Below are 22,703 nucleotides of genomic sequence, written 5' to 3' on the forward strand. Positions count from 1 at the left end.
GAGGCCGTTATGCGACGAGCCCACCGAGCCCGACGAGCGCTACGCCTGGCGATCGTCGCCGCGAGCGTGGCGCTGATCGCCCCGACAGCGCCGGCAGCCGCCGCCGACCCCGTCTTCCGCGAGATCAGCCCGCTGCCGCTGGACGGCGTCACCTCCCCCGGCTCGGCCCTGGGCACCGGACCCGACGGCCAGCCCTGGCTCTACCTCGTCTCCTCCGGGTCGCCGGCCGTGCTCAGCGTCGTCGACGCCCGCACCGGCGAACGCCAGCACGAGTTCCCGCTGCCCGGCGCCGCCGGCTCGTGGGCGGTCCAGACCGCACCCAACGGCGACGTCTACCTCGGCACCTACTCCCAGGGCCGGCTCTACCGCTGGACCCCCGGCGCCGCCGCCGTCGAGGACCTCGGCCAGCAGATCCCCGGCGAGACGTTCATCTGGTCGCTGGACATCGACCAGGACGGCACCGTCTACGGCACCACCGGCCAGTTCGACGCGCACGCCTTCCGCCACGACCCGGCCACCGGCCGGACCACCGACCTCGGCGCGCTGGGCGCCGGACCGGAGAACCTGATCGCCCGCTCCATCGCCGTCGGCGACGGGAAGGCCTTCGTCGGCACCGGCGCCACCCCCCGGTTGGTCGAGATCGACCTGGCCACCGGCGCCCACCGCGACCTCGACCTGCCCGCGCCGGCCCGCGAGCTGGACTACGTCTACGACCTCGACCTGCGCGGCTCGCTGCTGTTCGTCCGCGCCACCCCCGACGGCCGCCCCCAGCCGCTGTACGTCTACGACGTCGCCACCGGCGAGTGGATCGACACCATCCCCGGCGCCCACGGCCTGACCGTGTCCCCCACCGCCGCCGACGGCACCACGGTCTACTTCACCAAGGACGAGCAGCTGTACCGCTACGACCTGACGACCCGCGAGTGGACCGCCACCGGCGTCGGCGGCGTCGCCGACCTGCGCGGCTTCGGCTTCCTCGACCTCGGCCAGGACGACTGGCCTGGCCAGAGCCTGGTGGGCCTGGACCACCAGGGCGGCTACGTCGTGTACTCGCCGGCCACCGGCGCCCTCGAACACCGCACCGCCGACGCGGTCGCCGCCCCGGCACCCATCCGCTCGATCACCGAGGGCCCCGACGGCCTGGTGTACGCGGGCGCCTTCCTCGCCGGCGGCCTCGCCAGCTACGACCCGGCCACCGGCCAGACCCGGGGTTTCGCCCCTGAGGTCGGCCAGGCCGAGGGCATGACCAGCCACGACGGCGCGCTGTGGGTCGGCACCTACCCCGGCGGCGAGATCTACCGCTACCGCCCAGACGAGCCGACCGAACCGGGCATCAACCCGAGGCGGGTGCTGCGCCTGTACGAGAGCGCCGGCCAGTCCCGGCCCTTCGCGCTGACCTCCGCCGGCCGCTACCTCGCGATCGGCACGGTCGCGCGCAACGGCCACCCCGGCGGTGGCCTGACCCTGCTCGACCCGGCCACCGGCGAGCACTGGTTCGACGACGTGGTGCCCGGCCACAGCGTCATCGGCCTGGCCTACCGCGACGGCGTGCTCTACGGCGCGACGTCGGTGTTCGGCGGCGCCGGTGGCCCGCGCCCGACCGAGACCGACGCCGTGGTGTTCGCCTACGACGTGCAGCGGCGGGTGAAGCTCTGGGAGGTCGCGCCGGTGCCCGGGGAGGGCGCGCTCGGCGAGATCGCGTTCGACCGCGACGGCAAGCTGTGGAGCCACACCCCGGTCACGGTGTTCCGGCTGGACACCGCGACCCGGCGGGTGGAGGCGGTGCGCAACTACGGGGACTACCCGTGGGACACCGTCGAGCAGGCGTGGGTCGGCGCCCGGCTGTGGATCGACCCGTACGACGGCGCGCCGCACGTGGTCACCCAGGGGGCGGCCTACCGGATCGACCCGGTCACCCTCGACCGCGCGCGGTTCTTCCGGCCGGCGTCGTTCGGCTTCGCGCACAACAACGGCCACTACTACCTGGCGCGCGACCCGATGGCCTGGGAGTACACGCCGGCCGAGCGGCCGGCGGCGCGGGTCACGGCCGGCGGCGAGGCCGTGGTGCCCTGCGGCGAGCAGACCGCCACGCTGTCCGGGTTCGGGCCGGGCGAGCTGGTCGAGCTGTGGCTGCGGCCCTCGGCGCACTACCTCGGGTCGGTGCGCGCCGGCCAGGACGGGCGGCTCACCCACCGGTTCACCGTGCCCGGTGATCTCCCGGCCGGGGCGCACCGGGTCGAGGTGCGGCGGGTGCAGACCAACGCCTCGCTCGGCGCGCCGGTGACCGTCGCGCCGCCGCCGCCGCAGACCGGGTACGCGACCGTCCGGTTCGGCGCGGTCGACTCGCGGGTGCCCAACCGGGCCCGCGACAACGGCTGCACGTTCCTCGACGAGGTGTGGCTGGCCGCGCCGTTCACCGATCACGGCGACGCCGTGGACACCGTCGCCGGCCTGGCCGACCAGTGGCTCGCGGACGGTCTGTTCTCCGAGCGGGAGCGCGGCGCGGTCGTCGCGGCGGCGGCGCGGTCCGATGTCGGGCACTGAGATGTCGAGCGCTGAGGGAGTGCGGGTCTTCGACGCGCACCGGATCGCCGGCCCGGTGCCCGGCGAACCCGCCGCCGACCCGGCCGGGCTGCTCGCCGACCTGGACCACCTGGGCATCGACGCCTGCGCGGTGACCACCAGCGCCGAGCTGCTCGGCGACCCCGCCGGGGCCCCGGCGCGGGACGCGGCGAGAACCTGGTCGGCGCGGGCCAGGTTCCTGCCGGTCCCGGTGATCGTGCCGGCGGTCGCCGGCGCCGGCTGGCCGGCGGACGTGGACGAGCTGCTCGCCACCCCGCCGGCGATGGTGCGGATCTGCCCGCGGCGGCACCGGTTCGACCCGCACGGGCCGGTCGCGTCCGCCTGGTGGGCCGCGCTCGCCGGGCACGGCGTGCCGGTCGCGCTGGACGTCACCGAGTGCGGGCTGGACACGGCCGCCGCGCTCGCCCGCGCCTGGCCCGAGCTGGGACTGCTGCTGCTCACCCCCGGCTACCGCGAGCTGCGGCGGCTGGCCGAGCTGCTGGACACCGCGCCCGGCGTGCGCGTCGAGACCGGCACGCTGGTGGCCGCCGGCGCGGTGGAGTGGCTGGCGCGGCGGTTCGGCGCGCACCGGCTGGTGTTCGGCTCCGGCGCCCCGCGCTGGGACGACGCCGGTGCCCGGTTCCTGCTCGACCACCTGGAGCTGCCGGAGTCCGACGTGGCGCTGATCGCCGCCGGCAGCGCGGCGGCCCTGATCGGACAGAGGTGGCCCTGGTGATCATCGACGCGCACGGGCACGTCGGCGGCTGGGACCAGTTCCTGGTCCCCCAGCCCTCGGCGGACTGGCTGGTGGCGACCTCGTCCAGGATCGGTATCGACGTCACCGGCATCTCGCACCTGGTGGCCGTCGGGTACGACACCCGGCTGGGCAACCGGCTCGCGCTCGCCGAGGCCGCCCGTTTCCCCGGGCGGCTGGGCGTGTGGCTGGTCGCCGACCCGCACGACCCCGACGGCCCCCGGGTGGCCGACGACCTGCTCGACACCCCGGGCGTGTGGGGGTTCAAGCTGCACCCCGACACCCACGAGTGCCCGGTCACCGACTCCCGCTACGGGCCCTACCTGCGGCGGGCGGTCGAGCGGGGTGTGCCGGTGCTGTCGCACTCGCAGACCCGCTCGCCCTACTCCGACCCGGCCGACCTCGCCGAGGTGGTGGACCGCCATCCCGGGCTGACGCTGCTGGCCGGGCACGCCGGACTGTGGCAGGACGGGTTCGTCCGGGCCGCCGAGCTGGCCGCCGCGCACGACGGCCTGTACCTGGAGATCTGCGGGTCGCGGCTGACGGCGCGCTGGCTGGAGCGGCTGGTCGCGATCGCCGGCGCCGAGCGGGTGCTGTTCGGCACCGACGCGACCTTCCTTGACCCGCGTGCCGGGCTGGGCAAGGTCGTCAACTCCCGGCTGTCCGCGCACGAGCGTGACCTCGTGCTGGGCGGCAACGCCGCGCGCCTGCTCGGCGCACGCCTGAACCCCGAGAGGTGAGACATGACCACCCTGGCGATCGACGGCGGCACCCCGGTGCGCGCCGAGGGCTGGCCGTCCTGGCCGCCGGCCGCCACCCCCGAGCAGCACGCGCTGCTGCGCGAGGTCGTCGACAGCGGGCACTGGGGCTCGACCAGCGGGCGGCGCTGCGCGGAGTTCACCGAGGCGTTCGCCGCCCGGCATGGCTGCGCGCACGGGGTGACGGTGGCCAACGGGACGCTGGCGCTGTTCGCGGCGCTGCGCGCGGCCGGTGTCGGTGAGGGCGACGAGGTCGCCGAGGTCATCGTGCCGGGCTACACGTTCGTCGCGTCGGCGACCTCGGTGCTGCTGGCCGGGGCGCGGCCGGTGATCGCCGACGTCGACCCCGACCACCTGCACCTGAGCGCGGCCACCGTCGAGGCGGCGCTGACCGACCGCACGCGGGCGATCATGCCGGTGCACCTGGCCGGCAGCCCGGCGCCGATGGACGAGCTGACGGCGCTGGCCGCCCGCGCGGGGGTGGCGGTGGTGGAGGACGCGGCGCAGGCGCACGGCGCGGCCTACCGCGACCGGCCGGTCGGCGGTCTCGGTGACGCGGCGACGTTCAGTTTCCAGGCCAGCAAGGCGATGTCGGCCGGCGAGGGCGGGCTGATCACCACCAACGACGCGGCGCTGGCCGACGCGGCGTGGTCGGTGTGCAATCTCGGGCGGGTGCGCGGCGGCGCCTGGTACCACCACGCCGAGCTGGGCTGGAACCTGCGGATGACCGAGTTGCAGGCGGCGTTGCTGACGCCGTGGCTGGATCGTCTCGACGCCGAGATCGACCGGCGGGAGGAGTTCGCCACCGGTCTGGCCGCCGCGTTGACCGGTGAGCTGCCGGTGCGGGTGGTCGGCGATCCGGAGGGCACCACCCGCAACACCCGGCACCTGTTGCTGCTGCGTCTGGACGAGCACGTCGACAAGGCGTGGGTGGTGCGGGCGCTGGCGGCCGAGGGTGTGCCGGCCGACGCCGGCTATCCGGGGTTGGGGCGGATCACGCCGGTCGCGGAGAACGCGGTGGTGCTCGACGCGCCGGGGGTGGACCGGGCGGCCGCGTCGGTGCTGTGGCTGCGTCAGGACGTGCTGATGTCGGGCGCCGCCGGGGTGGGTGACGTGCTGGCCGCGTTGGAGCGTGTGGTGGCCGATCCCCGGGCGTTCGGCCGGTCCTGAACCGGTCTTGACACCATCCTCGGCACTGAATTACGGTCTGGTCCGAAACTAGAGGGGGTGGTCATGCGTACCGAAGCCGAGCTGGAGGCGCGGCTCGCCGCACCGAGCCCTGGCCTGGTCGAGGACCTCGCCGCGCTCGAGGGCGACCTGATGGTCCTTGGCGCGGGCGGCAAGCTCGGCCCGAGCCTGGTCCGGTTGGCCCGCAACGCGATGCCCGCCGGCCGGCGGGTGCTCGCGGTGTCCCGGTTCACCGAACCCGGCCTGGCGCGCGGCCTCGCGGACGCCGGTGCCGAACCGGTCGTCGCCGACCTGGCCGACGAGGACGCCCTGCGCGCACTGCCCGACGCGGCCAACATCGTGTTCCTCGTCGGCGCCAAGTTCGGCACCGCCGGCAACGAGTCGGCCGCCTGGTTCACCAACACCTACCTGCCCGGCCGGGTCGCCCAGCGTTTCGCGGGCAGCCGCATCGCCGCGCTGTCGACCGGCAACGTCTACCCGTTCACCCCCGCCGGCTCCGGCGGCGCCACCGAGACCACCCCGGTCGCCCCCGTCGGCGACTACGCCATGAGCTGCCTTGGCCGCGAGCGGATCCTCACCCACTTCGCCGGCCGCGACGGCACCCCGCTGTCGCTGATCCGGCTCAACTACGCCGTCGAACTGCGCTACGGCGTGCTCGTCGACCTCGCCAGGTCGGTCCACGCCGGCGAACCGGTCGACCTGGGCACGGGCTGCGTCAACGTCGTCTGGCAGGGCTACGCCAACGAGGTCACGCTGCGCTCGCTGCGCCTGGCCGACACCCCGCCGACCGTCCTGAACGTCACCGGCCCCGAAGTCGTGTCGGTGCGCTGGGCGGCGACCGCGCTGGCCGAGGCGATGGGCCGCGAGGTCACCTTCACCGGCACCGAGTCGCCGACCGCGCTGCTGTCCAACGCGGCCCGCTGCCTGCGGCACTTCGGCTACCCCGAGCTGACCCCCGCCGAGCTGATCGAGCACACCGCACGCTGGGTCACCGACGGCGGGCGGCTGCTGGACAAGCCAACCAAGTTCGAGCGCAGAGACGGACGGTTCTGAGCGTGACCACCACTGCCACCTCCGCGCGCGAGCTGTTCCGGTCCGGGGTGGTCATCCCGGCCCACCCGCTGGCGCTGACCGCCGACCGGCGCCTCGACGAACGCCGCCAGCGCGCGCTGACCCGGTACTACGTCGAGGCCGGCGCCGGCGGGCTGGCCGTCGGGGTGCACACCACCCAGTTCGCCATCCACGGCACCGACCTGCTGGCCCCGGTCCTGGAACTGGCGGCCACCACCGCCCACGAGTACGAGCGGCGCACGGTGCTGGTCGCCGGGGTCGTCGGCCCCACCAGCCAGGCCGTCGCCGAGGCCGAGCTGGCCGCGTCACTGGGCTACGACATGGTCCTGCTGGCCCCGCACCCCGACCTCGACGAGGACGCGCTGCTGGACCGGGCGCGGGCGGTCGGCGCGGTGCTGCCGGTGATCGGCTTCTACCTCCAGCCCTCGGTCGGCGGGCGGGTGCTGTCCCGGACGTTCTGGTCGCGGCTGACCGCCGTGGACACCGTCGTGGGCATCAAGGTCGCGCCGTTCGACCGCTACCGCACCCTCGACGTGCTGCACGGCGTGGCCCAGGCCGGCCGCGAGGACGAGGTGTCGCTCTACACCGGCAACGACGACCACATCCTGGCCGACCTGATCACCTCCCACCAGGTCGTGGTCGGCGACCGGCGGGTGGCGGTCGAGTTCGTCGGCGGGCTGCTCGGCCAGTGGTCGCTGTGGGTGCGCCAGGCCGTCACCCTGCTCGAACAGACGCGCCTGGCCCGCGCCGGTGACCTGGCGCAGACCCGTCGCCTGCTCACCCTCGACGGCCAGCTCACCGACGCCAACGCCGCGATCTTCGACTCCGCCAACGGTTTCCACGGCTGCATCCCGGGCATCCACGAGGTCCTGCGCCGCCAGGGCCTGCTCGCCGGTCGCTGGTGCCTTGACCCGGCCGAGGAGCTCTCGCCGGGTCAGCTGGCCGAGATCGACCGGGTCCTGTCGGCCTACCCGTGGTTGCAGGACGACGAGTTCGTCGAGAGCCACCTGGACCGCTGGCTGTCCTGACCGCTCAGGGGCGCAGCGTGAGCCGGTAGAGGGTCAGCGGGCGGCCGCTGCCGCCGCTGGCCTGGCTGCCGGTGCGTTCGGCCAGGCCAGCCAGCTCCAGGCGGTTGAGCATCCGGCGGGCCGTGCGCTGCTGCACCCCGAGCCGGTCGGCGATCTCGCGGGTGTTGAGCTGGGCGTCCTCGCCGGCGTCGGCCGCGGCGTAGAGCTTCTCCAGGGTCGCGACGGAAAGCCCGACGCGGCGGCTGAGCACGGCCAGGTTCGGGGCGGCGGTGGTCTGCGGCGTCCCGGACTCCAGGACGATGTCGGTGTCGGCGCGCAGGCACAGCACGGCCGCGACGTCGCCGATGCGCCGCGCGCGGGCCAGCGCCCGGCGGGCCAGGCTCTCCGCCTCGGCCGCGCTACGACCCATGCCGAGTCCGATGTGGACGATCGACTGGTTGGTGGCCAGCCGCGAGAGCATGGGCAACCGGGTGAAACCGCCGGTGACCTCGTGCAGCGGGCCCCGGGTCGTCACCAGCAGATGCACCCCCGACCGGTAGGCGGCCACCGTCCCGCCCAACGCCGCCGCCTCACGCAGCAGGCCGTCGTCGTCGCTGACCTCCACCAGACCCAGCACGATCTGGGCGTCCTCGGTGACCTGGCCCTCGGCCGCCGGCAGCAGCTGGCGCAGGGCCAGGCGCACCGAGTGCGTCGAGGGAACCAGGCGCAGCACGGTCAGCTCCCCGCGCAGCTGCTCGTACACCGAGCTCAGACAGGTGATCGCCAGCCGCGCCGGGTTGCGCCGGTGGAAGGCCACCACGGCCGAGGACGTCAGGTTCTGCCGGTAGGGCAGGGTGCGCACCCCCTCGGTCGGCAGACCGGCGTCGGTGTACGCGCCGGCCACGTCGGCCGAGGGCAGGGTGTCGATCGACAGGCTGGTGATGTCGTGGCCCTCGTGCTGCAACCGGACCAGGGCGCTGAGCAGCGTGTCACCGGAGTAGTCGACGAACGCCGCCGGGCGGGTCAGCTTCCCGGCGTCGCGGGCCAGCAGGTAGGGCAGGATGCCGGTGAACAGCCAGCCGTCGACCTCCGAGCCGTGCGCGTCGACGAGGTCGGGGGCGGCCGACTCGTGGTCGTAGTCGAACCGCAGCGCGGTGACGCCGGGTTGTTCCTCGCAGATCGCGGCGACGTCGTCGACGAGATCTCCGGGCCCCACCACCCCGATCGACAACGTCATCGCATCATCCCCAAAAGTCGAGTTCCGGCCCCAGCCGCAATGCTAGCCCCGCTCAGGTGAGTAGCGAGACCAGCAGTTCCAGGTGCTCGGCCGCCTGTTCCGCACCGCCGCCCTCGTGCCCGTTGTAGGGCCACACCCGCAGGTGTTTCTCGCCCGCGTAATGGTTGTGGGCGGCGAAAACCGTCGACGGCGGGCACACCTGGTCCATCAACGCGGCGGAGAACCACGCGGGCACCGTCGCGCGCGCCGCGAAGTTCAGCCCGTCGAAATAGCTCAACGTGGTGAAAACGTCGGCGATCTGTCCGCGATGGGCCCGCAGATAGGCCGTGATCTCCGCCCGGGAACCCGCCGCGCTGATTTCCGTCGCCCGCCGGAACGCCGTCAGCGACGGCACGTCCAGCACCGCCGCGCGCACCAACGGCGAAGCCAGTCCGGCCACCGCCAGCCCCACCCCGGCGCCCTGGCTGCCGGCCAGCACCGCCACCCGGTCCGGGTCGACGCCCGGCAGCGCCCGCGCGGCCTCGACCGCGCGGACCGCGTCGGTGTAGACCCGCCGGTAGTAGTAGGTGTCCGGCCCGCCGAGGCCCCGGGTGAGGAAGCCGGGCACCTCGCCGCCGGTCCCGCCGACCGGGTCCGGGGTGTCGCCGCCCTGGCCCCGGGTGTCCATCACCAGGGTCGCCAGCCCGCACGCGGGCAGCGCCAGCCACTCGTGCGGCCGGCCGCGCCCGACCGTGTACCCGAGGTAGCGCACGACGCAGGGCAGCGGGCCGGCGTGCCCGCGCGGGCGCAGGAACCAGCCGCCGATCCGGTGGCCGCCGAAGCCGGCGAACTCCACCGCGAACACGTCGACCAGCGCGAACGGGCCGTCCTGGCGCACCAGTACGGGGTCGAGCGGGTGGGCGCGGGCCTCGGTCATGGTCCGCGCCCAGAACGCGTCGAAGTCGGCGGGCTCGTCGCGGTCGGGCAGGTACTCCCACAGCCGTTCCAGCGGCAGGTCGAACAGCGGCATCGGCGCCTCGTCAGGGTGTGCGTGCCGGGGCCCAGCCCAGCACCTCGGCGGTGTCGTCGGTCCCGGTGAGCGTGCGCGGGTCGCCGACGACCGGGAACGCGCGGTAGCCGCCCCGGTGGCGCAGGCCGGCCTCGACGGCGGCGGCGAGGTCGCCGGCGGCCAGCGCGGCGCTCGGCGTGCCGTCGGCCAGCCGGGGCCGGGTCAGCTCGCCGCTGTCGGGGCGGCGCCAGGCCGGCCAGTCCGCGTCGGGCGTCGGGTAGGCCAGGCGCAGCGAGCAGACCGCCGGCCGGGGCGCCCGGGCGGCCAGGGTGCGGCAGACCTCCTCGGCCAGGCGTTTGGACAGTCCGTAGGGCTCGACGGCGTCCGGCGGCGCGGCCGGGTCGACCGGCACCCGGCCGTAATCCGCGTACACCGACATGGTGCTGACGTGCACGAACGCCGTCAGCTCGTGCCGCCCGGCCAGGTCGAGGGCCAGGTGGGTCGAGCCGACGTTGACCGCGTACGCGGCGCTGACCCTGGCCGGGTCGGCGGTCCGGGGCACCACGGCGGCCAGGTGGACCACGGCGTCGGCGCCGGCGATCACGGCCGGGGCGCGCGGGTCGGTGAGGTCCGCGGCGACGTGTTCGCCCGGGCCTTCGGCGGCCGGGTCGAGCACGACCAGGTCGTGGCCGGTCAGGTGAGCGCACAGCAGGCGGCCGACCATCCCGGCGCCGCCGATCAACACCACTCGCACGAACCGCATGTTACGGCCTTGCCCGAAATGCCAACCCCGGTTTAGCGTGTTACGGCCCAGACCGTATTAACGGGAGGTCCGATGAGACTGGTACTGCTGGCGGTCGTGCTGGCCCTGACGACAGCGGTCACCCCCGCCACCGCCGCTGTCACCGCCGCTGTCACCGCCGCCCCGCCCCGCGCGGTCACCGGCACCGAACAGGACCTCGGCGACCCGATCGCCGGCCGGGTGCTGTCCCAGGAACAGTCCCAGGGCGTCGACGCCGACGGCCGCCCCCAGGCCTACTGGGTCAACGCCGGCAACGACGAGATCCCGGCGATCTTCCAGGTCACCGACCTGCGCTCGGGCGAGATCGTCTTCGGTCAGCGGCTGCCGTCGGGCGCCAACAGCTGGGCCAACACGTTCTCCACCGCCGAGGGCACCGTCTACTTCGGCATGACCTCCGGCGAGCTGTACCGCTGGACCCCCGGCGACCCCGAGGTCACCTCGCTGGGCACCCCGCTGCCCGGCGAGGGCATCTGGCGCCTGGCCGCCGCCCCCGACGGCACCATCTACGGCGGCACCTACCCCGGCGGCAAGCTGATCTCCTACGACCCGGCCGACGGCACGGTCACCGACCACGGCCAGCTGATCGCCGGCGAGACCTACGGCCGCTCGCTGGTCGTCACCGACGAGTCGGTCTGGTTCGGCACCCAGCCCAACGCGCGCCTGGCCAGGTTCGACCGGGCCACCGGCGCGGTCACCCAGATCCCCCTGCCCGACCCCTACACCGCCCACGAGGTCGTCTACGACATGACCCTGGCCGGCGACCAGCTGTTCGTCCGGGTCCAGCCGTCCAACGACCTGCTCGTGCTGGACACCGCCACCGGCGCGTTCGTCGACATCGTCCCCGGCATCTCCGGGCGCGCCATCTCCCCGCCCGACCCGGCCGGCGAGCACGTCTACTTCCGGATCGCCGCGCAGGGCATCGTCCGCTACCACCTGGAGTCCCACACGTGGGAGCCGATCGGCTGGGCGCCCAACGCGTTCCCCGGCAGTTGGGCGTGGATCGACCTGGACGACCCGGACTTCCCCGGCCAGACCCTGGCGATGACCTACTACTACGGCCGGATCTACGCCTGGAACCCGACCACGAAGGCCACGAAGTACCTCGGCGAGTCCGGGCTGGAGGGCGCGCCGAGCCCGGTGCAGGCCCTGGGCGCCGGCCCGGACGGCGCGATCTACGCCGGCGCGTTCCTGTCCCCGCCCGGCATGGCCCGCGTCGACCCGGCGACCGCCACCACCACCGTGCTGGCCTCGGCCGGGCAGGTCGAGGGCTTCGGCAGCTACGACAACCACCTCGTCTACGGCCGCTACCCGGGCGGGCACCTGCTCGACTACGACCTCGACCGGCCGTGGGCCTACGGCACCAACCCCGGGCCGCCGGTGACCATCGGCGACGAGCAGGACCGGCCGCAGGCGTTCGTCCAGGTCGGTGACCGGATGGCGGTGGGCAGTGCGCCGGTGTCCGGGCGGCTGGGCGGCGCGCTGACCCTGTGGGACCCGGCGACCGGCGACACGACCGTGCACCACGACCTGATCCCCGACCAGAGCGTGGTGTCGCTCGCGACCCACGACGGCCTGCTCTACGGCGGCACCTCGGTGTACGGCGGGTACGGCATCGACCCGGTGGCCACCGACGCGCGGCTGTTCGTGTTCGACCCGGCCACCGGCGAGGTCCTTCGGCAGGTCACGCCGGTGCGCGGGGCGCGGGCGGTCAGCGGCCTGACCGTCGACGAGCGCGGCCGGATCTGGGGGCTGGCCGACGGGACGCTGTTCCTCTACGACCCGCGCGCCGGCCGGATCCTGCGCTCGGCGGCGCTGTTCGGGCAGGAGAACACCCGCTACGGCAGCGAGCGCGGGATGGTGCTGCGTGGCCGGTCGGCGTTCGTGGTCACCGCCGGGTCGCTGTGGCACGTGGACACCCGCACCTGGAAGGCCCGCGAGCTGGCCGGCGACCGGGTCGCGCACCTGGCCCAGGACCAGGACGGTCGGCTGTACTTCGCCCGGGGCTCGCGGCTGTTCCGGTGGACCGAGGACGGCGACCGTTGATAGTTGCGGTCCAGCCCGTTATCGTCCCGACGTGACGTCCAGCGGAATCCGGTTCCCCAGCGTCGCCGAGGCGGCCGGGCGAACCCTGGGCGAGGAGGAACTCGCCGCACTGGCGCGGGTCGTGGAGTCCGGGATGCTCTCCGGGGTCTGGGGCGGCGAGGTGCCCGCCCTGGAGGCGGCGATGGCGCGGCTGCACGGGGTGGCGCACGCGGTGGCCTGTAGTTCGGGCACCGCGGCCATCCACCTGGCCGTCGCCGGCCTTGGCCTGGACCCCGGCGACGAGGTCATCACCTCGCCGATCAGCGACTTCGGCTCGGTGGCACCGATCCTGGCGTGCAACGCGGTGCCGGTGTTCGCCGACGTCGACCCGGTCACCGGAAACCTCGACCCGGCGGCCGTGGCGGCGGCCATCGGCCCACGCACCCGCGCGATCCTGGCCGTGCACCTGTTCGGTGCCGCCGCGCCGGTCGCGGCCCTGCGGGCGCTGGCCGACGAGCACGGCCTGGCGCTGGTGGAGGACTGCGCCCAGGCGTGGCTGACCCGCACCGGCGAGGACCGGCTGGCCGGCACCACCGGCGTCGCCGGCTGCTTCAGCCTCCAGCAGTGGAAGCACATCACCTGCGGCGACGGCGGCCTGGTGATCACCGACGACGCCGCGCTGGCCCGCCGGCTGCGGCTGTTCGCCGACAAGGGCTGGCCGCGCGAGACCGGCCGCCACCACGTCAGCTTCGGCCTGAACTACCGGATGACCGAACTCCAGGCCGCGGTCGCCGGCGCGCAGCTGACCAAGCTCCCCGGGGTGCTCGCGGCCCGCCGCCGGCTGGCCGCGCGCCTGGTCGACGCCCTCGCCGGCCTGCCCGGCCTCACCGTCCCCCGGGACGTCGAGCGGCACGCGTGGTGGCTGTTCCCGCTGGTCCTGGACCCCGGCGGGCCGGACAACCGGGAGTTCGCCGCCGGCCTCACCGAGGCAGGTGTCCCGGCGCGCGCCGGCTACCTCAACGAGGGCCTGCACTGCGCGCCCGCGGTGACCACCGCGCCGGTGTACGGGTCGAGCCGCTACCCGCTGACCAGCCCGCCGGCCGACCGGGTCCCGCGCTACGGCCCGGGGACCTGCCCGGTCGCCGAGGAGCTGATCGACCGCACGCTGGTCGTCGTCGACTGGAACGAGCGGTACACCGACGAGCACGTCGACGTGATCGCCCGCGCGGTCACCGACCTGGCGGGGAGGTCGCGCTGAGCAGCCTGCTGCCCCCGGTCCCGGCCGGCCGCGAGCGCATCGGCCTGGACGTCGACGTGCTGGTCGGCCGGGTCCCCAGCCGCCACGACCTGGACGCCTCCCGCCCGGCGGTGCTCGCCGCGCTCGCCGCCGCCGGCATCGACCGCGCCCTGACCGGGTCGCTGCGCGGCGGCCTGTTCGACGCCCGCTCCGGCAACGACGAGGTCCTGGCCGACCCGTCGCCGCCGCTGATCGGAGTCGGCACCGTGGACCTGCGCGACGCCCTGACCGCCGAGACGGAGCTGGTCCGGCTGGCCGGGGCCGGGGTGCGGGTGGTGCGCCTGTTCTGCGCCGAGCAGGGCGCCGAGCCGGACTTCCCCGGCCTGCGCCACGTCGCCGCCCTCACCGCCGCCCACGACCTGACCGTCCTGACCAGCGGCGACGTCCGCCGCTACTGGCGGCCGTTCGCGGGGCGCGGCGCGCGGGTCTGCTTCCTGGACGTGCACGCCTACCACCTCGCCGACTTCGTCCTGCTGGCCAGGGACGAGCCCGGTTTCGTCGCCTCCACCCGCCTGCTCAACGCACCGGACTCGATCGAGCGGGTCGTGGCGGAGGTCGGCGCCCACCACCTCGCCTACGGCTCGGGCCTGCCCCGTTTCGACGTCACGCCCTCCGCCCTGCGCCTGCGCCTGGCGGACCTGACGTCGCAGGACTGGGCGACGGTCAGCCACGGCACGGCACGGAGCTGGCTCACCACATGATCATCGACGTGCACGCGCATGCCGGGCCGTGGTTCTTCGCCATGGACGTCGGCGCCCCGGACCTCGGGCTGGACCTGATGCGCCGGTACGGGATCGACGTCGCGATCGTGTCGGCGGCCGAGGCGGTCACCTACGACGTGGTCTCGGGAAACCGCTGGCTGGCCGAGGTCCTGGCCGCCGATCCGCCGGACGGGCCACGCCGCTACGGGTACGTGACGGTCAACCCGACCGACCTCGCCGCCGCCGAGGCCGACCTCACCCGGTACCTGCCCGGCGGCCGGTTCGTCGGCGTCAAGATCCACACCAGTTACCCCGCGCAGGGCCTTGGCTCCACGGCGATGCGCGAGGCGCTCGGGCTGGTCGCCGACGCCGGGGTGCCGGCGCTGGTGCACACCTGGGGCGCCGACGTCTGGTCACTGCTGGACGTGTTGGACGCGCACCCGTCGCTGCGCCTGGTCGCCGGGCACATGGGTGGGCCGGCGTGGCGCGAGGGCGTGGCCGCCGCCGTCCGCTGCGAGCGGCTCTACGTCGAGCCGTGCTGTTCGATCACCGACCGGGGCAAGGTCCGGTACGCGCTGGACCGGGTCCCGCCGGGCCAGGTGCTGTTCGGCACCGACGCCACGCTGATCGACCCGGCGGTCTCGCTCGGCATGGTCGCCGACGCGGAACCGGACGACGAGGAGCGCGAGCGGATGCTGTGGCGCAACGCCTCGGAGTTGTTCGGTATCCCCGTGCGCACGGCCTAGTCCGGCCTATTGACGTCGGGAAACCCTTCCCATAGATTCCGGGTCTATATTTCGGTCCGGACCGCTATTAGGAAGGAAGCGCCCATGAGAAAGGTGGCGGCAGCCAGCCTGGCGCTCTCGCTCGGTCTCGTCGTGGCGGCCTGTGGGGACTCCGGGACCGGCGACGGTTCCTCGGTCACCATGTGGATGTACCCGGTCATCGCCGACCAGGAGGCCAGCAGGACGTTCTGGACCGAGGTCGAGCAGGAGTTCGAGAAGGCGAACTCCGACATCGACCTCACCATCGAGCTCCAGCCGTGGGACGGCCGGCAGGAGACGATCTCCACCGCCCTGGCCTCCGGCACCGGCTTCGACATCGTGCTGCTCTCCCCCGACCAGATCCCCCAGCACGCCGAGCAGGGCTCACTGCTCCCGGTCGACGACCTGGTCGCCGACGAGGTCGACGCGTTCCTGCCCAACGCCGTCCAGGCCCTCACCGTCGACGGCGAGCTCTACGGCGCGCCGATCTACCACACGGTCGTCACGCCCATGTACAACAAGGCGCTGTTCGCCGAGGCCGGCATCACCGAACCGCCGGCCACCTGGGACGACCTGGTCGCGGCCGCCGGCCCGCTGGCCGCCAAGGGCATCCCGGTCCTGGACTACCCCGGCGACCCCGAGGAGACCCTCAACCTCACCTTCTACCCGCTGCTGTGGCAGGCCGGCGGCCAGGTGTTCTCCGACGACGGCAAGTCCGTCGCCTTCGACGAGCCCGCCGGGGTGAAGGCCCTGCAGCTGCTCGCCGACCTCAACGAGGCCGGTGGGCTGCCCAAGGACGCGCCGACCACCAAGAACACCGTCGAGGGGCGCGCGTTCACCAACGGCAAGGCCGCCGTCCTGCAGGGCGCCGACCTGGCCACCGCCCAGCAGCTGATCACCGCGCTCGGCGAGGACACCGCCGTGCCGATCCCGCCGCTGACCGACGACGCCCAGGTCACCTTCGGCATCCCCGGCGCCCTGTCGGTCTCGCACGCCACCGAGAACACCGACGCCGTCGCCACGGTCCTGAAGTACCTGTCCAGCGCCGACACCGCCACGAAGCTCGCCGAGGCGTCCGGGTTCTTCCCCGCGCGCACCGACGTCCAGATGCCGGCGCAGGGCCCCGGCGTCGAGGTGTTCGCCGGCGCGCTGGAGTTCGCCAACCCAGGGGACGCGCACCCGGCCGCCCGCCAGGTGATGTCGATCCTCGCCCCGCAGGTGCAGGCGGTGCTGCTGGGCAAGAAGACGCCCGAGCAGGCGCTGGCCGACGCCGCCGCCGAGGCGGACCCGGTGCTCGCCAGGTGAGGAGCCAGCCGAGCGTGACGCGGCGCGCCGGGGGCGAACGCCCCTGGCGCGTCCGGCTGCGCGACCCGGTCACCGGCCTGCTGTTCGTGCTGCCGATGCTGGTGCTGTTCGTGGTGTTCCGGTTCCTGCCGCTGGCCGGCTCGGTCGGCATGAGCTTCACCGACTACCGGATCAACGGCAGCTGGGACCCGGTCGGGCTGGACAACTACCAGCGGCTGCTGTCCGACCCGGTGTTCCTCGACAGCCTCCAGGTCACCCTGATCTACGCGGCGATCTACGTGCCGCTGACCGTGGGTGTCGCCCTGGGCACCGCGCTGCTGCTCAACACGGTGGTCTTCGCCACCGGCCTGTTCCGCGGCGTGCTGTTCCTGCCGTACGTGACCAGCTTCGTGCTGGCCGGCGTGATCTGGCGCTGGGTGTACGAGTTCGACGGGCTGATCAACGGCCTGCTCGCCAAGGTCGGCTTCGAACCGATCGGCTTCCTGCAGGAGTCCTCGCTGGTGCTGCCGTCGCTGGCGGTGGTGGCGGCCTGGCGCGGCTTCGGGTACTCGATGCTGATCCTGATCGCCGGCCTGAAGTCCATTCCGGACTCGTTCCTGGAGGCGGCCAGGGTGGACGGCGCGTCGACCTGGCAGCGGTTCCGGTTCGTGGTGCTGCCACACCTGCGCCCGGTGCTGTTCTTCGTGCTGGTCATCGAGACCATCGCCGCCTTCCAGGTCTTCGACACGATCTACGTGATGACCGGCGGCGGCCCGGTCCGGGCCAGCTACAGCCTGGTCTACGCCCTGTTCGACCAGGGCTTCGAGTTCTTCGACTTCGGCTACGCCGCGACCATCGGCATCGCGCTGTTCGTGATCATCCTGGTGATCTCGCTGATACAGCGGAAACTGCTCGACCGGGAGACGACATGACAGGCCGCCGCACGAGGGGGCAGGGGGCGCTGATCGCGCTGCTCGCGGTGATCTCCCTGCTCACCGTGGCCCCGTTCCTGGTGATGCTGGTGCTGGCGCTGTCGCCGCCCGGGGTGCAGAGCATCCCCGACCAGCTGCCCGACGAGCTGACCACCGACAACATCACCGGGGTGCTGTCCTCCCACGGCATGGTCCGCTGGACGCTGAACTCGGCGATCTACTCGGTGGTGTCGGTGGTGGTCATCCTGATCACCGCGACCATGGCCGGCTACGCCTTCGCGAAGAAACGCTTCCCCGGCCGGGACGCGCTGCTGTGGTCGTTCCTCGCGACGCTCATGGTCCCCTTCCAGGCGCTGCTGATCCCCACGTTCGTACTGGTCTCGGAGCTGGACGGGGTGAACACGTTCTGGGGTCTGATCGTGCCGACGCTCGCGAACTCGCAGGCGGTGTTCCTGATGCGCCAGTTCATCCGCGAGCTGCCCGACGAACTGTTCGACGCCGCCAAGGTCGACGGCGCGTCCGAGTGGTGGGTGTTCTGGCGCCTGGTCCTGCCGCTCACCAAACCCATCCTGGCCACCCTCGGCGTGTTCGTGTTCCTCTGGCACTGGAACGACTTCCTGTGGCCGCTGGTCATCGCCCAGAGCGACAAGATGCGCACCCTGACGGTCGGCCTGGCCACCCTGCACGGCCAGAACGTCACCACCGCCGAACTGATGGCCGCCGCGACGGTGAGTGTCGTGCCGTGTCTGGTGGTGTTCTGGCTGCTCCAGCGGTACCTGGTGAACAGCATCACGATGAGCGGGCTCAAGGGCTGATCGCCGGCTCCGGGTACTACTTTTGCCGCATGCAGCCAGCCACGCGGGTCACCGAGCTGGCCGGCCGGCTCGACGGCCGGCTGATCGCCGCTGCCGCCACCCCGCTTCCGGCCGGCCCGGCCCCCGACCCCGGGGTGCTCGACGCCTACCTCGCCGGGCTGGTCGCCGACGGCGCCGGCGGGCTGGCGGTGTGCGCGCACACCGGCCGGGGTCCCTTCCTCGACCGCGCGGCGCGGGACCTGGTCGTGCGCCGCGCGGCCGCACTGGGGGTGCCGGTGATCGCCGGTGTCGGCGGGGCCGGCTCGGACGCGATGGCCGACGCGCGACTGGCGGCGGCCGGTGGGGCGGACGCGCTGCTGGTGTTCCCGCCGCCGGCCGACCCGCTCGGTCACCACGACGCGCTGTGGCGGGCGACCGGCCTGCCGCTGGTCGCGTTCGACCTGTACACCGCGCCCTACTCGCCGGCCGAGCTGGCGGCGTTGCTGGCGCATCCCGGTGTCGCCGGCGTCAAGCTGGCCCGGCTGCACGACGCGATCGCCTGCCAGGCCGGCATCGCGGCGGCCCGGGAAGCGGGGCGGCTGGCGATCACCGGCGAGGACCGGATGTTCGGGCCGTCGCTGATGTGGGGGGCGCGGGCGGCGCTGGTCGGCCTGGCCGCGGCGGCCGTCGGCCTGACCGCCGGGGTGCTGGAGTCCTACCTCGCCGGCCGGTACGCCGAGTTCGTCACCCGCTCGGCACGGCTGGACGCGCTGGCCGACGTGACCTTCCGCGAACCGTACGAGGGTTACGTGCAGCGGATGCTGTGGATCGCCGAGGCGGAGGGCCGGATCCCGCCCGGCCACGCCCTCGACCCCCACGCCCCACTCCTGACCGCCGACGACCGCCCCCGCGTGCTCTCCACCTGGCGCGACCTGACCGAGATCGAGGTGTGACCATGCGGATCGCGCTCGCCGGGCTGGCCACCAGCCACCCGTTCACCGACGCGAGGACCCTGGCCGACCACGCCGACCTGGTCGCGTGGGAGCCCGACCCGGCGCGGCGCGCCCGCTTCCTCACCGAACACCCGTCGGCCACGCTCACCGACGACCTGCCGTCGCTGCTGGCCACCGACCCCGACGGGGTCGTGCTCACCGTGCCGACCCCCGACCTGGCCGACGGACTGACCCAGGTCCTGGCGAGGGGCCTGCCGTGCCTGCTCAACAAGCCCGCCGCCGCCACCCCCGACCAGCTGCGACGCCTGGACACGGCCGCCGCGCTCGCCCCGAACCGGGTCATGTCCTCGTCGGTGCTGCGGTTCGCGCCCGCGCTCGCGGACCTGACCTTCGACCGTGACGACGTCGTCGCCGTCAGGGCCACCGTTCGCCACGACGTCGGGCTGTGGGCCACCGGCTACAACCCCTGGCAGGACGACCCGGCGGTCGGCGGCGGAACGCTGGTGTCGATGGGCATCCACGGCCTGGAACTACTGGTGGCCCTGCTGGGCGCCGAGGTCGAACTGGCCGGCGCCACCACCGGCGTCCGCCACCACGGCGGCCTGCGTTCCGAGGACACGGCCACACTCGCGCTGCGGTGGTCCGACGGCATCACCGGCTGCGTCGAGGTGATCGGGGCGACGGAGATCGAGTTCTACGAGGTCACGCTGCACCTGCGGTCGGGCGAGGTACGCACGGTGATCGAACCGGGGGACGATCCGGTGGAGGGCCTCGGCTACCGGGGAATGATCGAGGCGTTCCTCGGTCTCGTGCGCGACGGTGTCACCCCGGTGCCCTGGGAACAGACCCGCGCGATCCTGAAGGTACTGACCACGGCCCGCTCAGCCACGGTCCAGGCCTGAACCTTCCAACCGCTCCCCGAGTTGTCCACAGGCCACCGCCAACCCCCCTCTCCCAGGCCTTTCCCCGGATAGAATGGCGCTGAGGGGTGCCCCCGGAGAGGGTGGGGGCCGTGGTACGGGGTTTGCGCTTCTCAGGCTTTCATCGGTCATGGTCGTGGTGGCTGGGGTCCCGGGCGGTGGCGCCGTCATTCCTGGTTGAGGGTCGACTCCAGGATTTCCCTCGCCTCGACCAGGGACGGGCCGCACCAGGTCAGGTGGCGGCCGGAGATCAGGGCGTGGCGCACGCCGGGGAACGCCTCCGGGCCGTCGTCGACGGTGAACTCGTACGGTTCGTCCGGGAACACGATCAGGTCCGCCTCACCGGCGGTGATCTTCGCCCGCAGGTCGTCCAGGCGCGGTCTGGGGTAGCGGTCCTGGGCGTCGGCATACGTGTTGGCCACGCCCAGGCGGTGCAGGACGTCGCCGGCGAAGGTGTCCCGGCCGATGACGATCCACGGGCGGCGCCACACCGGGATGATCGCGTGCGCCCGGACCGGGAGCGTGGGGCGCCACGTGGTCTCGGCGGCGACCAGCCACGGCGGTTCGCCCAGGCCGAGGCCCTGGGTGAGGAGGCGGCGGACCGACGCCAGGCCATCGGGGACCGTGCGGGCGGCGGCGGTCACCCAGACGGCGACACCGTCCGCCCGGAGACGTTCCACGTCCGAGGGGCGGTTCTCCTCGGCGTTGGCCACCACCAGGTCGGGGCGCAGCGCCAGGACGGCGTCCACGTCGGGGTACTTGGAGCCGCCGACCCGGGGGACGTCCAGCGTTGTCGGATGGGTGCAGTACTCGGTGGCGCCGACGACCAGGCCCTGGCGGGTCGTCTCGATCGCGTCGGTCAGCGACGGGACGAGGCTGACCACGCGGGCCGGTGCCCCGCTCAGCGGCACCGGCTCGGCGAGGTCATCCACCAGCACTATGACAGGGCCCGCAGCCTGGGCAGCAGGTCCTCGGCGAACTGGGTCAGGAAACGCTCCTGATCGTGCCCGGGACCGTGGAACACCAGGTGGTTCAGCCCGGCGTCCACGTACGGCCTGATCTGGGCGACCGCCTCGTCGGGGTCCGAGGCGACGATCCAGCGGCGGGTGACCTGCTCGATCGGCAGCTCGTCGGCCAGCCGCTCCATCTCCTCGGCCGAGTTGACCGTGTGTTTCTGCTCGGCGGTCAGCGACAGCGGCGCCCAGAACCGGGTGTTCTCCCGCGCCGCCGCCGGGTCGCGGTCGTAGGACAGTTTGATCTCGATCATCCGGTCGACGTCGGCCGCGTCCCGTTTGCCCGCCGCCGCGCCCTCGGCCATGGCGGGCAGCAGCTTGTCCGTGTACAGGTCCATGCCCTTGCCGGACGTGCAGATCATGCCCTCGCCCGCCCGGCCGGCGTACTTGGCGACGACCGGGCCCCCGGCCGCCACGTACACCGGCACCGGGCGTTGCGGGCGGTCGTAGATCCGCGCCCCGACCAGCTGGTAGTAGTCGCCGTCGACGGTGACCTCGTCTTGCGTCCACAGGGCGCGCATCAGACGCACGGCCTCGCGCAGCCTCGCGAACCGCTCCTTGAACTCCGGCCACTCCCGGCCGGACACGGCGATCTCGTTGAGCGCCTCGCCGGTGCCCACGCCCAGGATCATCCGGTTGTCGTAGAGCAGCGCCAGCGTCGCGAAGGTCTGGGCCATCACCGCCGGGTTGTAGCGGAACGTGGGCGTCGTGACGCTCGTGCCGATCAGCACCCGCCGGGTCCGCTCCCCGACCGCCGCCATCCACGGGAACGCCGCCGGGGCGTGCCCTCCGTTGTGCCGCCACGGCAGGAAGTGGTCCGACACCCACACGCTGTCCAGGCCGACCTCCTCGGCCCGCACCGCGTACTCCACCAGGTCCCTCGGCCCGAACTGCTCCGCCGACGCCTTGTAGCCGATCCTCACGGTCACGTCCTCCTCCTCGTCAGGAGAAAGCCTACGGAACGATCATCATGGGTCAGTCGTCGTTCCACTCACGTTCGGCCTTCTCCCACGCCTTCGTGCGTTCCCGTGCGATCTCCAGCGCCCGCGACGCGGTCTCCCGGTCAGGGTAGGGACCGAGCCGGTCCGCCGCCCGGCAGACGTCGCCGTGTTCGACCGTGCCGTGCTTGGTGCAGTAGTACCAACCGGGGTCCGGGTTGTTGTCGGCCATACGAAAAGCCTAGGCGCTAACTCCAGGCCTGCTGGGTGGGAAATCCACGCGGCGGGGTGTCCTGGTTGGCGTTGCGGTGCTGGGAGGGGATCGGGTCGGGGCAGGACACCAGCACCTCGGTCTGCTCGGGGTCGGCGATGCGCCGCCCGGACCGCTCCCGGTACACGACCTCACCGTCGGTGTCGATCTCCACCAGGTAGCCGACCTCGGCCAGCTGGTCCTCGTCCAGGTTCACCAGGCGTTCGCGGCGCGACGGGACCACCCGGTACTCCGGCCAGCTCAGGTGCGCGTAGGTCTGGTGGAACTCGGCCAGGATCTGGGCCATGGCCTGCTGCCAGGGCAGCGGCATCGCCTCGACCAGCGACCTGGGCAGCACCACGTACCCGTCCTGCACCCCCGGGTGCGGCGCGGTCAGGTAGTCGCGCACCGGCGTGCCGGACGCGGGGGCTGACAGGTGGGGCTGGATCGGCTCGGGCGTGTACATCG

At 73.5% G+C, this 22,703-nt stretch carries 22 protein-coding genes; 15 read left to right on the forward strand and 7 right to left on the reverse strand.

Features of this window, described 5'->3' with window-relative positions:
* Nucleotides 1-9: 9 nt before the first annotated feature.
* The 6 genes from BLA60_RS12570 (at nt 10) to BLA60_RS12595 (ending at nt 7,361) form a co-directional block, all read left to right on the forward strand.
* A complete protein-coding gene (locus tag BLA60_RS12570; RefSeq protein ID WP_154814310.1) occupies nt 10-2,544 on the forward strand; it encodes an outer membrane protein assembly factor BamB family protein in 2,535 nt (844 codons plus the stop codon).
* A gap of 1 nt (nt 2,545) precedes the next feature.
* Nucleotides 2,546-3,298 carry an amidohydrolase family protein gene (locus BLA60_RS12575; RefSeq protein ID WP_154814311.1) on the forward strand — a complete coding sequence of 251 codons (753 nt, stop codon included), beginning with the start codon at nt 2,546-2,548 and terminating at the stop codon, nt 3,296-3,298.
* Nucleotides 3,295-4,056, forward strand: coding sequence for an amidohydrolase family protein (locus BLA60_RS12580; protein ID WP_075133363.1), 762 nt, complete (start codon nt 3,295-3,297; stop codon nt 4,054-4,056). The genes BLA60_RS12575 and BLA60_RS12580 overlap by 4 nt, the downstream gene beginning before the upstream one ends.
* 3 nt (nt 4,057-4,059) lie before the next feature.
* Nucleotides 4,060-5,244 carry a DegT/DnrJ/EryC1/StrS family aminotransferase gene (locus BLA60_RS12585; protein WP_075133042.1) on the forward strand — a complete coding sequence of 395 codons (1,185 nt, stop codon included), beginning with the start codon at nt 4,060-4,062 and terminating at the stop codon, nt 5,242-5,244.
* A 63-nt stretch (nt 5,245-5,307) separates the two neighbouring features.
* Nucleotides 5,308-6,315 (forward strand): NAD-dependent epimerase/dehydratase family protein, encoded by a 1,008-nt coding sequence (locus BLA60_RS12590; protein WP_075133364.1) that lies wholly within the window; start codon nt 5,308-5,310, stop codon nt 6,313-6,315.
* 2 nt (nt 6,316-6,317) lie between these two features.
* On the forward strand, nt 6,318-7,361 hold the full coding sequence (locus BLA60_RS12595) for a dihydrodipicolinate synthase family protein (RefSeq protein ID WP_075133043.1): 1,044 nt from the start codon (nt 6,318-6,320) through the stop codon (nt 7,359-7,361).
* A gap of 4 nt (nt 7,362-7,365) precedes the next feature.
* Here BLA60_RS12595 and BLA60_RS12600 read toward each other — a convergent pair whose 3' ends face one another.
* From BLA60_RS12600 to BLA60_RS12610, 3 genes are read right to left on the reverse strand one after another with little or no spacing between them, the layout of a single operon-like run.
* On the reverse strand, nt 7,366-8,577 hold the full coding sequence (locus BLA60_RS12600) for a helix-turn-helix domain-containing protein (RefSeq protein WP_075133044.1): 1,212 nt from the start codon (nt 8,575-8,577) through the stop codon (nt 7,366-7,368).
* A 52-nt stretch (nt 8,578-8,629) separates the two neighbouring features.
* The gene (locus tag BLA60_RS12605; protein ID WP_075133045.1) at nt 8,630-9,586 is read right to left on the reverse strand and encodes an acetylxylan esterase; all 957 of its coding nucleotides are present in this window, start codon (nt 9,584-9,586) and stop codon (nt 8,630-8,632) included.
* A gap of 10 nt (nt 9,587-9,596) precedes the next feature.
* On the reverse strand, nt 9,597-10,319 hold the full coding sequence (locus BLA60_RS12610) for an NAD-dependent epimerase/dehydratase family protein (protein ID WP_162292952.1): 723 nt from the start codon (nt 10,317-10,319) through the stop codon (nt 9,597-9,599).
* Between the two features lie 81 nt (nt 10,320-10,400).
* Here BLA60_RS12610 and BLA60_RS12615 point away from each other — a divergent pair, with 81 nt between their 5' ends.
* From BLA60_RS12615 to BLA60_RS12655, 9 genes are all read left to right on the forward strand, one after another.
* Nucleotides 10,401-12,410, forward strand: coding sequence for a Vgb family protein (locus BLA60_RS12615; protein WP_075133047.1), 2,010 nt, complete (start codon nt 10,401-10,403; stop codon nt 12,408-12,410).
* Nucleotides 12,411-12,441: 31 nt separating this feature from the next.
* Complete coding sequence (locus BLA60_RS12620) at nt 12,442-13,647, forward strand: DegT/DnrJ/EryC1/StrS family aminotransferase (protein ID WP_084734883.1); 1,206 nt, start codon at nt 12,442-12,444, stop codon at nt 13,645-13,647.
* 56 nt (nt 13,648-13,703) lie between these two features.
* Complete coding sequence (locus BLA60_RS12625; RefSeq protein ID WP_211288711.1) at nt 13,704-14,387, forward strand: amidohydrolase family protein; 684 nt, start codon at nt 13,704-13,706, stop codon at nt 14,385-14,387.
* The gene (locus tag BLA60_RS12630; RefSeq protein WP_075133048.1) at nt 14,384-15,133 is read left to right on the forward strand and encodes an amidohydrolase family protein; all 750 of its coding nucleotides are present in this window, start codon (nt 14,384-14,386) and stop codon (nt 15,131-15,133) included. The genes BLA60_RS12625 and BLA60_RS12630 overlap by 4 nt, the downstream gene beginning before the upstream one ends.
* Before the next feature lie 84 nt (nt 15,134-15,217).
* Nucleotides 15,218-16,456, forward strand: coding sequence for an ABC transporter substrate-binding protein (locus BLA60_RS12635; RefSeq protein WP_075133049.1), 1,239 nt, complete (start codon nt 15,218-15,220; stop codon nt 16,454-16,456).
* A 14-nt stretch (nt 16,457-16,470) separates the two neighbouring features.
* Entirely contained in the window at nt 16,471-17,367 is an 897-nt protein-coding gene (locus BLA60_RS12640; RefSeq protein ID WP_211288712.1) for a carbohydrate ABC transporter permease, read from the forward strand.
* Nucleotides 17,364-18,182, forward strand: a complete 819-nt coding sequence (locus BLA60_RS12645) for a carbohydrate ABC transporter permease (protein WP_075133051.1) — start codon at nt 17,364-17,366, stop codon at nt 18,180-18,182. The genes BLA60_RS12640 and BLA60_RS12645 overlap by 4 nt, the downstream gene beginning before the upstream one ends.
* A gap of 29 nt (nt 18,183-18,211) precedes the next feature.
* Entirely contained in the window at nt 18,212-19,114 is a 903-nt protein-coding gene (locus tag BLA60_RS12650; RefSeq protein ID WP_075133052.1) for a dihydrodipicolinate synthase family protein, read from the forward strand.
* A gap of 2 nt (nt 19,115-19,116) precedes the next feature.
* Nucleotides 19,117-20,016 carry a Gfo/Idh/MocA family protein gene (locus BLA60_RS12655; protein ID WP_075133053.1) on the forward strand — a complete coding sequence of 300 codons (900 nt, stop codon included), beginning with the start codon at nt 19,117-19,119 and terminating at the stop codon, nt 20,014-20,016.
* Nucleotides 20,017-20,201: 185 nt separating this feature from the next.
* On the opposite strand, the gene BLA60_RS12660 is transcribed toward BLA60_RS12655, so the two are convergent.
* Genes BLA60_RS12660 through BLA60_RS12675 form a run of 4 tightly spaced genes read right to left on the reverse strand, consistent with a single transcriptional unit; the run spans nt 20,202 to nt 22,701 of the window.
* Nucleotides 20,202-20,969 (reverse strand): helical backbone metal receptor, encoded by a 768-nt coding sequence (locus tag BLA60_RS12660; protein ID WP_154814348.1) that lies wholly within the window; start codon nt 20,967-20,969, stop codon nt 20,202-20,204.
* Between the two features lie 2 nt (nt 20,970-20,971).
* The gene (gene fgd / locus BLA60_RS12665) at nt 20,972-21,976 is read right to left on the reverse strand and encodes a glucose-6-phosphate dehydrogenase (coenzyme-F420) (RefSeq protein ID WP_075133054.1); all 1,005 of its coding nucleotides are present in this window, start codon (nt 21,974-21,976) and stop codon (nt 20,972-20,974) included.
* Nucleotides 21,977-22,022: 46 nt separating this feature from the next.
* Nucleotides 22,023-22,217, reverse strand: a complete 195-nt coding sequence (locus BLA60_RS12670) for a hypothetical protein (RefSeq protein ID WP_075133055.1) — start codon at nt 22,215-22,217, stop codon at nt 22,023-22,025.
* Between the two features lie 16 nt (nt 22,218-22,233).
* Complete coding sequence (locus BLA60_RS12675; RefSeq protein ID WP_075133056.1) at nt 22,234-22,701, reverse strand: hypothetical protein; 468 nt, start codon at nt 22,699-22,701, stop codon at nt 22,234-22,236.
* Nucleotides 22,702-22,703 lie beyond the last annotated feature (2 nt).

Origin of the sequence: Actinophytocola xinjiangensis, from assembly GCF_001921215.1 — a bacterium.
Classification (GTDB): Bacteria; Actinomycetota; Actinomycetes; order Mycobacteriales; family Pseudonocardiaceae; genus Actinophytocola; species Actinophytocola xinjiangensis.

What these genes read in the sequence shown, in the direction of transcription:
- BLA60_RS12575 (WP_154814311.1), top strand. Translation starts at nt 2,546, where the DNA reads ATGTCGAGCGCTGAGGGAGTGCGGGTCTTCGACGCGCACCGGATCGCC.
- BLA60_RS12655 (WP_075133053.1), top strand. Translation starts at nt 19,117, where the DNA reads ATGCGGATCGCGCTCGCCGGGCTGGCCACCAGCCACCCGTTCACCGAC.
- BLA60_RS12600 (WP_075133044.1), bottom strand. Translation starts at nt 8,577, where the DNA reads ATGACGTTGTCGATCGGGGTGGTGGGGCCCGGAGATCTCGTCGACGAC.
- BLA60_RS12570 (WP_154814310.1), top strand. Translation starts at nt 10, where the DNA reads ATGCGACGAGCCCACCGAGCCCGACGAGCGCTACGCCTGGCGATCGTC.
- BLA60_RS12605 (WP_075133045.1), bottom strand. Translation starts at nt 9,586, where the DNA reads ATGCCGCTGTTCGACCTGCCGCTGGAACGGCTGTGGGAGTACCTGCCC.
- BLA60_RS12585 (WP_075133042.1), top strand. Translation starts at nt 4,060, where the DNA reads ATGACCACCCTGGCGATCGACGGCGGCACCCCGGTGCGCGCCGAGGGC.
- BLA60_RS12675 (WP_075133056.1), bottom strand. Translation starts at nt 22,701, where the DNA reads ATGTACACGCCCGAGCCGATCCAGCCCCACCTGTCAGCCCCCGCGTCC.
- BLA60_RS12590 (WP_075133364.1), top strand. Translation starts at nt 5,308, where the DNA reads ATGCGTACCGAAGCCGAGCTGGAGGCGCGGCTCGCCGCACCGAGCCCT.
- BLA60_RS12635 (WP_075133049.1), top strand. Translation starts at nt 15,218, where the DNA reads ATGAGAAAGGTGGCGGCAGCCAGCCTGGCGCTCTCGCTCGGTCTCGTC.
- BLA60_RS12630 (WP_075133048.1), top strand. Translation starts at nt 14,384, where the DNA reads ATGATCATCGACGTGCACGCGCATGCCGGGCCGTGGTTCTTCGCCATG.
- BLA60_RS12645 (WP_075133051.1), top strand. Translation starts at nt 17,364, where the DNA reads ATGACAGGCCGCCGCACGAGGGGGCAGGGGGCGCTGATCGCGCTGCTC.
- BLA60_RS12615 (WP_075133047.1), top strand. Translation starts at nt 10,401, where the DNA reads ATGAGACTGGTACTGCTGGCGGTCGTGCTGGCCCTGACGACAGCGGTC.
- BLA60_RS12670 (WP_075133055.1), bottom strand. Translation starts at nt 22,217, where the DNA reads ATGGCCGACAACAACCCGGACCCCGGTTGGTACTACTGCACCAAGCAC.
- BLA60_RS12650 (WP_075133052.1), top strand. Translation starts at nt 18,212, where the DNA reads ATGCAGCCAGCCACGCGGGTCACCGAGCTGGCCGGCCGGCTCGACGGC.